General features: G+C 50.4%; 8 protein-coding genes. 1 reads left to right on the top strand and 7 read right to left on the bottom strand.

Annotated elements, in window-relative coordinates; genetic code table 11:
* A partial coding sequence (locus ACLUYS_RS08055) for a hypothetical protein (RefSeq protein ID WP_412659557.1) occupies nt 1-192 on the top strand: 192 nt, incomplete at its 5' end.
* Here the strand turns inward: ACLUYS_RS08055 and ACLUYS_RS08060 are convergent.
* The 7 genes from ACLUYS_RS08060 to ACLUYS_RS08090 all read right to left on the bottom strand — a co-directional run bounded on the left by ACLUYS_RS08060 (nt 187) and on the right by ACLUYS_RS08090 (nt 8,783).
* On the bottom strand, nt 187-447 hold the full coding sequence (locus tag ACLUYS_RS08060; RefSeq protein WP_412659558.1) for a hypothetical protein: 261 nt from the start codon (nt 445-447) through the stop codon (nt 187-189). The two genes, ACLUYS_RS08055 and ACLUYS_RS08060, sit on opposite strands and share 6 nt — an antisense overlap.
* Before the next feature lie 257 nt (nt 448-704).
* The gene (locus ACLUYS_RS08065; RefSeq protein ID WP_412659559.1) at nt 705-1,445 is read right to left on the bottom strand and encodes a tRNA (adenine(22)-N(1))-methyltransferase; all 741 of its coding nucleotides are present in this window, start codon (nt 1,443-1,445) and stop codon (nt 705-707) included.
* Nucleotides 1,445-2,737 carry an RNA polymerase sigma factor RpoD gene (rpoD, locus tag ACLUYS_RS08070; protein ID WP_412659560.1) on the bottom strand — a complete coding sequence of 431 codons (1,293 nt, stop codon included), beginning with the start codon at nt 2,735-2,737 and terminating at the stop codon, nt 1,445-1,447. The genes ACLUYS_RS08065 and rpoD overlap by 1 nt, the downstream gene beginning before the upstream one ends.
* Before the next feature lie 142 nt (nt 2,738-2,879).
* Nucleotides 2,880-4,655, bottom strand: a complete 1,776-nt coding sequence (gene dnaG, locus ACLUYS_RS08075; protein WP_412659561.1) for a DNA primase — start codon at nt 4,653-4,655, stop codon at nt 2,880-2,882.
* Between the two features lie 346 nt (nt 4,656-5,001).
* A complete protein-coding gene (locus ACLUYS_RS08080; protein WP_288340300.1) occupies nt 5,002-6,387 on the bottom strand; it encodes a glycine--tRNA ligase in 1,386 nt (461 codons plus the stop codon).
* Between the two features lie 278 nt (nt 6,388-6,665).
* On the bottom strand, nt 6,666-7,877 hold the full coding sequence (locus tag ACLUYS_RS08085) for a MalY/PatB family protein (RefSeq protein ID WP_412659562.1): 1,212 nt from the start codon (nt 7,875-7,877) through the stop codon (nt 6,666-6,668).
* Between the two features lie 153 nt (nt 7,878-8,030).
* Nucleotides 8,031-8,783 (bottom strand): protein phosphatase 2C domain-containing protein, encoded by a 753-nt coding sequence (locus tag ACLUYS_RS08090; RefSeq protein ID WP_230267965.1) that lies wholly within the window; start codon nt 8,781-8,783, stop codon nt 8,031-8,033.
* Nucleotides 8,784-9,476: the final 693 nt, after the last annotated feature.

Below are 9,476 nucleotides of genomic sequence, written 5' to 3' on the forward strand. Positions count from 1 at the left end.
AATTATCCCAAGGAGGCGGTCGAGAAAATACCCGTCTTTTATTTGACGCTTACTCAGAAAGGACAAAATTTGTACAGACAGAGAAATAGATACGAAAAACAGCAGGCGGCACATAGCGATGCGCAAACCTGCTGTTTTTCATTCTTGCCATTATTCAAAATCCCGCTCTTAAAAATGCACCCTTGCTCATAAAATCGGATACCATCGAAGCAGATCGCCGCACCCTTCGGCTTCGATCGGCTCTACCGCCTGCCGAAGCCGCTCTTCCGGCGCAGGTATCGTCCCGGCGCGGGATATCCTTTCCCATTGCACCCGCTTCTTCGGGTCAGGGTCATTCATTCCGGCCTCAATGCGGGCCGAGAGAATTGCCCGCATTTCTTCCACCGTGATATTCCATTCACGGGCCAGCCTTTCAATTACGCGCCTGGACCAGTTTTCAATTGACAAAAACAGCTCATTTTTATCCGTTCAATGGCTGCATTTACTGTTTCAATTCACTCACAGAAACCAGATCACTATCGATTTGCGCTGCTCCATTCGCAGTTCAGCGGGGATCTCCTTTGGATTTCCGCTTTTTTCACGTCGTCTGCGCCGCAAAACGGCTCAGTCCAGACAAAGGAAAAGCTACCGTAAGGAATTCAGTTCCTGACGATAGCCTGTTCATTTCCTGTGGTGAAAAAAGCAGCTGGACCGGTTTTGGACGCTTATTCCTTCTCTGGATCCAGTGTAGATGAGACAGATCCGTCTGAGAGATTCTGGAGGGATCTTGCCATCTCGATTTTCTGCAGAAACGGTGCTTTCTTATCTTCCGGCATGGTTTTACAGATGGTTTTCCATTTGTTAAGCCGCCACAACAGCCACGCATCATAATCCGCGTCCCGTTTTGGATGAACGCCAAAATACAGGGCCTGAGGCGACAGCGTACCATCGACCGCCGGCGATTGCTTCTCTGCTTTTGGAGGGCGTACATAAAGCAGCGGATAAAAATGGCCGTCCTGAATCATCCGCTCGCGGACAATGGTAAAGCCATGATCGCAGAGCCACTGGCGCAGATGTTCGGTATCCTTATGCGGAGAAAGCAGCAGGGACGATACTCGATCCGGAAGCGGACTGGCCGCAAGAATCTGTTCGATCTGCGTACCGCCCATGCCGGCGATCAGAATCTGATTCACATCGTCTTCTAATCCTTCGATCCCGTTTCGAAGGCGGCAGAAGATCCGATCGCTAAGACCCGCCTGAGCGACATTGGCTCTGGCTGATTCGAGCGGGCCTTCCCGCAAATCACAGGCATAGGCTTTCTGCACTTTGCCGTTTAGAAGAGCCTGAATGCATACGAAACCGTGATCACAGCCGATATCCGCAAGTACTGGACCTTCGACTTCCTGCGCCAGAATGTTCAGGCGTTTGGATAGCGTCGAAAGTCCGGGGAGTTTCTGAATTTCCATTACTGTTTAAAATCCTTCAGCCGTTTGGAGCGGGCCGGGCTTTTGAGCTTGCGCAGCGCCTTGACTTCAATCTGGCGAATGCGTTCGCGCGTCAGCGAAAACGCCTGTCCGACTTCTTCCAGGGTACGGGGCTGACCGTCATGGAGGCCGTAGCGCATCATGATGACTTCCTCTTCCCTTTTGTTCAGCGTTTCTAACGCGAGCGCGATTTCGTCCTTGAGCAGCTGGTTGTGGGTGTATTCCACTGGAGAAATGGACGTTTTGTCTTCAATGAAATCGCCAAGATGCGAATCGTCTTCTTCGCCGATCGGCGTTTCGAGCGAAACCGGTTCAAGAGCGATCCGCTGAATTTCACGGACTTTTTCCGGTTTCATATTCGGAAGCTTTTCCGCAATTTCTTCCGGAAGCGGATCGCGTCCCAGATCCTGAATGAGCTGACGCTGAATACGCGTCAGCTTGTTGATCGTCTCGGTCATATGGACCGGAATGCGAATCGTCTTGGACTGGTCAGCGATGGCTCTCGTAATGGACTGGCGGATCCACCAGGTCGCGTACGTTGAAAACTTAAATCCGCGCTTGTAGTCGAATTTTTCGACCGCCTTGATCAAGCCGCAGTTTCCTTCCTGAATCAGATCGAGCAGCGGCAGGCCGCGCCCGTTGAACTTTTTGGCAATGGAAACGACAAGACGCAGGTTGGAATTGATCAGCAGATCGCGGCATTCCTTGCGTCCTTCTTCCTGGTAGCCTTTGGCGGCTTCCTTTTCCTGCTGGGCGGTGAGCAGAGGAATCTGACCGATTTCGCGCAAATACATGCGTACGGGATCGCTGCTGCGATTTTTGGAATTTTCCTCAAATGCCTTTTCGAGTTTTTCAATCTCGTCATAAGAGGCCCTGCGCGACTTTGCGGTTTGGCTGAAGTTCTCCTCTTCTTCCTGAGTGCTTTCGCTTTCCAGTTCTTCTTCTAATTCTTCTTCCTGGTCTACCTTAAGCTCCTGATCCAGTCTTCCTTCCAGAGCTTCGCCGAAGTCTTCGGGAAAGGGGGCCTTTCTGGAACGGACAGGCTCGTCATCGAGGTCGTCGGCTTCGAGTCCCTCCGTATCCGAATCGAGTTCGAGGACCTGGCTGTTTCGGATCCATTCAAACAGATCCTCATTTTCTTCATCACTCAGATCAAGGGAAGTAATCATCTCCTGAAAGTCACAAAGATCAACCGCTTCTTTCTGATCTCTCATAGAAAGCAGATACTCTTTCGCTTCATCGAGCGAACGGAATTTCCTGGCTTTTCTGGTCATCGTATCAGGTTCCTTTCTATGTTTCTTTTTCCAATTATGAAAATTCGCCCGCCATCCATGTGCGAAATGGACAGCGAGGCGATGGACAGCGTGCGGTTTAACAAAGACGCATGCCGTGAATAGAACGGTCCATTCGTGCAGCTCAGAACTGGACCGTCTTTTTGAGCCGGTTCTTTTCGAGAACCAGCGACTGTTTCGTTTTGGTCAGTTCTATTTTTTCGCTCAGATCTCTCGCCTGACGAATTTGCCTCGTCAGGGAATCGATCTTGTGCGATAACATATCCGATTTAATTTTGCAGACGGCATCGTCGAAAAACTGAGGAAGCAGATCGGAATAGTCCGGCCATTCCGCCAGTTCAACGAGCAGATCCCGCGCATCCGGCTCTTCTATCTGTTCGATCAGAATGGCCGGATCCAGCGAGGCATCGGTCTTATACGCATGCAAAATGTAGAGAGACAGTCTCGAACAGGCGGGATTCGAGAAGAAGCCGACCTGCTCCTGAAACTGCTTCAGAAAGCTCTCATGAAACAGAATGGACCACAGGACGGATTTTTCCGCCTGCAGACGGCCTTTGACAACCGGCGGGATGACCGCTGGAGCGGCATTCCCTGCTGCTTTTCCGCCTTTTTTAAAGCGGTTTGGCTGCCAGACAGGCTTGAGGGGTTCGGCGGTAAAGGAAAAGCCGGTCAGTGCTTTCAGCTTTTCAAACGCCGCATTCTGTTCGAACGATTCGAGGGTCGTTCGAATGATCGACTCCATGGCGCGAGCGTACTGCTTCTTATCCTCGTAGTTGTTGAGATTGTACTGATTTTTTAAATAGTCGAACGCGAAGGACGCGTACGAGACGGTCTGTTCAATCGCCTGTTCCAGTCCTTCCCGGCCGTAGGCATTGAACACTTCATCCGGATCTTTTCGCGGCGCATTGGCGACGATGGAAAAGCGGATTCCGGTATTCTGCACTTTCTGCGCAAATTTCCAGACCGCGTTCTGGCCTGCCTCATCCTGGTCATAAAAGAGCGTGACCGGAACGTTCAGCGCGGCGATCAGGCCGAGCTGCGTATCCGTCAGCGCTGTTCCTAGACAGGCAATACCTTCTTTGAAGCCGCCTTTGGCCAGTCCCAGTACGTCCATGGCGCCTTCGCAGAGAATGACGCGGCCGGCTTTGCGGGCTTCATCCTTCGCGCGGTGATAATTAAAAATCAGCGAACTTTTATCGTAAAGCTCCGTGGACGTCGTATTGACATACTTCGGTCCCTGCGCCGGCGGCAAAATACGGGCGGTATACCCAACCGGCTTACCGTTGGCGTCATGGATCGGAATCATAATCCGGTTGTAAAAGCTCGGGATGAGATCGTTCGTTCCAATCTGAACCAGACCGGTTTTTTCCAGCATGGTTCGATCGGAAATGCGATGCGTCAGATAGTCCTTGACCATGCCGGCTTCCGGCGCATAGCCGATTTCGTATTCTTTCAGTATTTCTTTCGAAAAGCCGCGGCCGCTCAAATAGGACAGGGCCTTCAGTCCGTCCTGACTGAACAGCTCGTACGAACAGTACACCGTAAACAGGCGCAGCGTTTCGTACGCGTCGCGGTTCTGAACACTCTTTTCATCCGGTTCAGCCTTCTGAATGTTGAGCGGATAGCCGATCCATTCGGCAGCTTTCGCCGCTGCTTCCGGAAAAGAGATATGTTCAATGTTCTGAATGAAGCGAAGCGCATTGCCGCCGGCGCCGCAGCTGAAGCATTTATAAATCTGCTTGTCCGGGGAGACGCGCATGGATGGCGAATGGTCGTCATGAAACGGACAGACACCAAGATATTCTTTTCCCTTTTTTTCGAGAGGGACATACCGCTCAATGACCGAAATGATATCGGTCTGATCCAAAATATTACGAAGATCCTGTTCAGGAATCTGCATGAAACTCAGGCTCCTTTCCCTGGGGGATCACGCCGTTTTATGAAAACAAGCAAAGAGCCGGAGGCAGAATTCGGCTCTTTGATCAGTAAATGAAGGAAATAGCAGTCGTACGTCGCGTATCGTTTTCGCCCCGTTTTCGCTCTGTTCAATCGTCGACGTTTCGTTCACTGTGCAAATGAACAAAATGCGTAACTTTTTAATCCGGGCGGATGACAAAATGAGGTGAAGGGTACTCGCTTTTCGACGCGGCGAAATGGATCCCATTCCATTCGTAATACGCAAAAGGAATTTCTCTTCTCGAATCAGCTGCTGCTCCCAGAGCGGGAGCAGCCTGAAATGGAAGAGCCTAGGCAAACTGAACGCGGGAAGCGATGTAGTCTTTCACTTCAGTCAGCGGAATGCGGACCTGTTCCATGGAATCGCGTTCACGAACGGTTACACAGCCGTCATTTTCCGTTTCAAAGTCAACGGTGATGCAGAACGGCGTACCAATCGCATCCTGACGACGATAGCGTTTACCGATGTTATTGGCTTCATCGTAGGTTACGGAGAAGTCGCGAGCGAGATCGCCGCAGAGCGCTCTGGCCTGTTCGGAAAGCTTTTTGGACAGCGGAAGAACGGCTGCCTTATATGGAGCGAGGTAAGGATGCAGGCGAAGAACGATACGGCTGTCCTTTTCGGAAATCTGTTCGTTTTCGAGAGCCTGCGACATAACCGCAAGAATCAGACGCTCAACGCCGACGGAAGGTTCAATAACATACGGAATGTATTTTTCATTGGCTTCCTGGTCGAAGTATTCCAGAGACTGCTTGGATGTGTTCTGGTGCGCTGTGAGGTCAAAGTCGGTACGGTCAGCAATGCCCCAGAGTTCGCCCCAGCCGATCGGAGCGCCAAAGAGGTACTCGATATCGGTGGTTGCGTTGGAATAGTGGGAAAGTTCTTCCTGATCATGAGCACGCAGGCGCAGACGATCGGAAGTCAGGCCGAGGTCATGCAGGAACTGTTCGCACATGCCTTCGAGTTTCTTGAACCATTCCAGATCGGTTCCCGGCTTGCAGAAAAATTCGAGTTCCATCTGTTCGAATTCACGGGTACGGAAAATGAAGTTGCCCGGTGTGATCTCATTACGGAACGATTTACCGATCTGGCCGACGCCAAACGGCAGTTTCTTACGCATGGTGCGCTGTACGTTTTTGAAGTTTACGAAAATGCCCTGTGCGGTTTCCGGGCGCAGATAAATTTCATTTTTCGCGTCTTCGGTAACGCCCTGGAACGTTTTAAACATCAGGTTGAACTGGCGAATCGGGGTGAAGTTGTGCTTGCCGCAGTTCGGGCAGACAATTTCGTGCTCGTCGATGAATTCTTCCATCTGCTTGTTGGTCCATCCAGCGGGATTGACCTTGCCCTCGGTGGCGTCTTCAATCAGGGTATCTGCGCGGTAGCGGGTTTTGCAGTCCTTGCAGTCCATGAGCGGGTCGGAGAATCCGCCGACGTGGCCGCTGGCTACCCATACCTGCGGGTTCATCAGAATGGCCGACTGAATGCCGACGTTTTCCGGCTGTTCCTGGATGAAGCGTTTCCACCAGGCGTTTTTGATATTATTTTTCAGTTCGATACCAAGCGGACCAAAATCCCAGGTATTGGCAAGGCCGCCGTAGATTTCGGATCCCTGGTATACGAATCCGTAGTTTTTCATGTGTGCGACGATATCGTTGAAGCTTGCGTAACTCATAATATTCCTCCATTCATCTCCTAAATAAAATAGTGAATCACTCAATTATATGCCTTTCTGTTTCAAAAAAGAAAGAATCGATCCATTTGTTGGTCTTTGCAGATGGAAAATGAGCGGGATGTGACAAATTCTTTTTCGAATTGTGCAGTCTCGACAATTTGCAGTCGTCCTTGTTTCCAGAAGAAAAGCCGCCCCGTATTCAAAGAAGAAAGCCGGACGAACGCTTCGTTCTCTTCTTCGCAGGGGCGGCTGTTTTTGTCTTTCCAGTTTACGGCTTTCTATCGCAGCGACAGATCGCCGATCGGGATCTGGTTCTTCTTCTTTTCGTTCCAGGCATCAGCAAGCTGGTCGAGCGCGCGCTTGAGCGTCGATCTTGGGCAGGCGGCATTGAGACGCATGAATCCGCTTCCTTCCTGACCGAACATCACGCCGTCATTGAGCCAGAGATGCGCTTTGTTCAAAAAGAAGTCGTGCAGTTCTTCATCGCTCATCTGCAGGCCTCGGCAGTCGAGCCAGAACAGGTATGTTCCCTGCGGAATGGCCATGCGAATTTCCGGAATGTGTTCTTCCAGATACTTCTGGATAAACCGCGCGTTTTCGCGGATACAGGCGTTCAGCTCATCTACCCACTCGGCACCGTGCTCGTAGGCAGTCTGACAGGCGACAAGGCCGAGAACATTGGCCTCGCCCATACCGCAGCGTGACATCGTCTTGCGTACGGCTTTGCGAATGGTTTCATCTGGGATGATCAGGTTGGAATCCTGCAGACCAGCCAGGTTGAATGTCTTGGATGGAGCGGTGCAGAGAACGAGCTGATCCGCAATGGTCGGATCCGCTTCCAGCATGGTCGTATGACGATGATCGGGATCAAAGTCCATGTGAATTTCATCGCTGACCAGCACAATATCGTACTTTTTGCAAAGGGCAGCCAGACGCTGGAGATCTTTTTTAGCCCAGACGTTTCCCGTCGGATTATGCGGCGAGCAGAAGATGATCATACGCACTTTTTTCTCTTTGAGCTGCGTCTCCAGATTTTCAAAATCGATGGAATAGATGCCGTTCTCTTCCTTTAAAGGACTGCATACCAGTGTACGGTTCAGTTCTTCAATACTGTTTTTGAACGGGTGATAAACCGGAGGGAAAATCAGAATTGGATCTTCCTCTTTTGTGAGTGCCTGAATCAGGATTATAATCGCCGGAACAATACCGGGCGCCGTTACGATCCAGTCTTTTTCAATCGCAGTATGATGGCGGGATTTCATCCAGTTCTGTACCGCCTGTAAATACTTATCCCATGGGGCGGTGTAGCCAAATACGCCCAGCGCGCAGCATTTTTCCAGCGCATCGCGTACGGCTTTCGGTGCGGCGAAATCCATATCTGCAATCCAGAGCGGAATCATTTTCGGATCGCTCAGCATCGGACCGGCATGATACTTCAACGAATGATCGCTCGAGCGATCGACAGCATGATCAAAAAGTCTTTCTGCCATAAATTTTTCTCTTTTCCCGTCTTCCTGCTTTTGGATCGATCTTCTTTCATGCACGAAGACGCTTTCCTGTCTTTTCAAAAAAGAAATGTGCCTCAAAAAAGAAATGCGCCGTTTCGCGCATTTCCTGAGTTTACTGGAATATTCTAATCGTTCTCATTTTGTATGGAAATAGTGTGAATCCTCAATCAGCGCAACGGAGAGATCATCTCCGGACTGGACTTCGTCCACTCTTGCTTTTAAATACGCCTCTCTTTGTTTTTCCTTCACACGGGATACGTTCCAGAAGTCGAACAGTTCATCCACATGACAGACGACGCCCTGGCCGTTCCAGCCGCAGATCGTATCGAACACGCCATCGGTCGCGATAAAAACACGACGAACCGGAAGCGGCGAGCCCAGAGAATTGAAAAAGGCCCAGTGCCTGGAATCGCGCAGCGAATAAACCATCGAAGACGTCTTGATCTCGGTAACCATCATCGCAATCGAACGATCGGTTCGTTCATACAAAATACCGCCGTCTCCGGCCAGACCGCCCCATAGTTTTCCTTTGCGATAAATCGCGACCAGCATTGTTGTGGACGCGTCGCCTTCTTCAATGCCTTTCGCGTTTAAATAGCGAATCATTTCCTGTCGGACATGAACAAAAAGACTGCGCAGCAGGCTGTCCATTTCTGCATCCGGCGTATTTGTGTGTAAATGCGAACGAAGATAGGCGACGCTTTCTTTCACGCAGAATCGGGAAGCTTCTTCACTGTGCGAAGGTTCCATCCGGTAATTGAGTGATACCCCATCGCACAAAACGGCGATGGTCGCATTGTGAATCTGCAGGGCGATCGCTGCATCCTGATTGGGCATTTCTGCTTGTTTGTGCCAGGTTCCCTTACGGCTTTCGTATAAGGCAATCATCGATAACTTCCCTCTTTCTGTCTCCCCATTGCAAGCTGTTCTGGTTGTCCGCACGGCGCAATGCTCGAACCATCCTCCGGGTTAGAGTAACTTGGAGGCGTTTTCAGCGCTTTGGACAGTTCTATTGTACCTGAGTCGATCCTTTTCTCTTTCAGGGGTACATTTGCGGCTGTTCTGTCCTTTTCAAACGAAGGATACGAGCTTGATTCACAAAACGGACTTCCTTGCTTTCCGGAGATTTCGTTCGAACTTCAAGAGAGCCATTCCGATTCGGACAACCGAATTGATTGGCTATATTGAAAGCGGATTTTCGACCTGCCGGCTGACCAAAAATTTTTCCAGAAACCAGGAAAGGGTTTCAGAGGAAATGGACGTATGACTGATCAACGCCTCCCCGAAGGTAAACGGAAAGACCGCCGTCGCCCTTGAGGAAGTACGAAAAGAATTCGAAAAACTGGGTCTGGAAACGATAATGGTCCACATCGACAACAAGAATATTCACGGCTGTATCATTGGATACCCCGTTTACTTTGCAAACGTAAACGAATATACGTTCCAGCGGTACCTGTTCTACTCCACACGGTTTGATAAAGCGATGAAATTCGGAGGGACACATACCGCGGCGGAAATTCGAGTACTGTTTTTGTCAATTGAAAACTGGTCCAGTTGCGTAATTGAAAACTGGTCCACTTT

This window comes from Allobaculum sp. (genome assembly GCF_047010065.1).
In the GTDB taxonomy this organism is placed as follows: Bacteria; Bacillota_I; Bacilli_A; order Erysipelotrichales; family Erysipelotrichaceae; genus Allobaculum; species Allobaculum fili.

What these genes read in the sequence shown, in the direction of transcription:
- ACLUYS_RS08080 (WP_288340300.1), bottom strand. Translation starts at nt 6,387, where the DNA reads ATGAGTTACGCAAGCTTCAACGATATCGTCGCACACATGAAAAACTAC.
- dnaG (WP_412659561.1), bottom strand. Translation starts at nt 4,655, where the DNA reads ATGCAGATTCCTGAACAGGATCTTCGTAATATTTTGGATCAGACCGAT.
- ACLUYS_RS08090 (WP_230267965.1), bottom strand. Translation starts at nt 8,783, where the DNA reads ATGATTGCCTTATACGAAAGCCGTAAGGGAACCTGGCACAAACAAGCA.
- rpoD (WP_412659560.1), bottom strand. Translation starts at nt 2,737, where the DNA reads ATGACCAGAAAAGCCAGGAAATTCCGTTCGCTCGATGAAGCGAAAGAG.
- ACLUYS_RS08065 (WP_412659559.1), bottom strand. Translation starts at nt 1,445, where the DNA reads ATGGAAATTCAGAAACTCCCCGGACTTTCGACGCTATCCAAACGCCTG.
- ACLUYS_RS08085 (WP_412659562.1), bottom strand. Translation starts at nt 7,877, where the DNA reads ATGGCAGAAAGACTTTTTGATCATGCTGTCGATCGCTCGAGCGATCAT.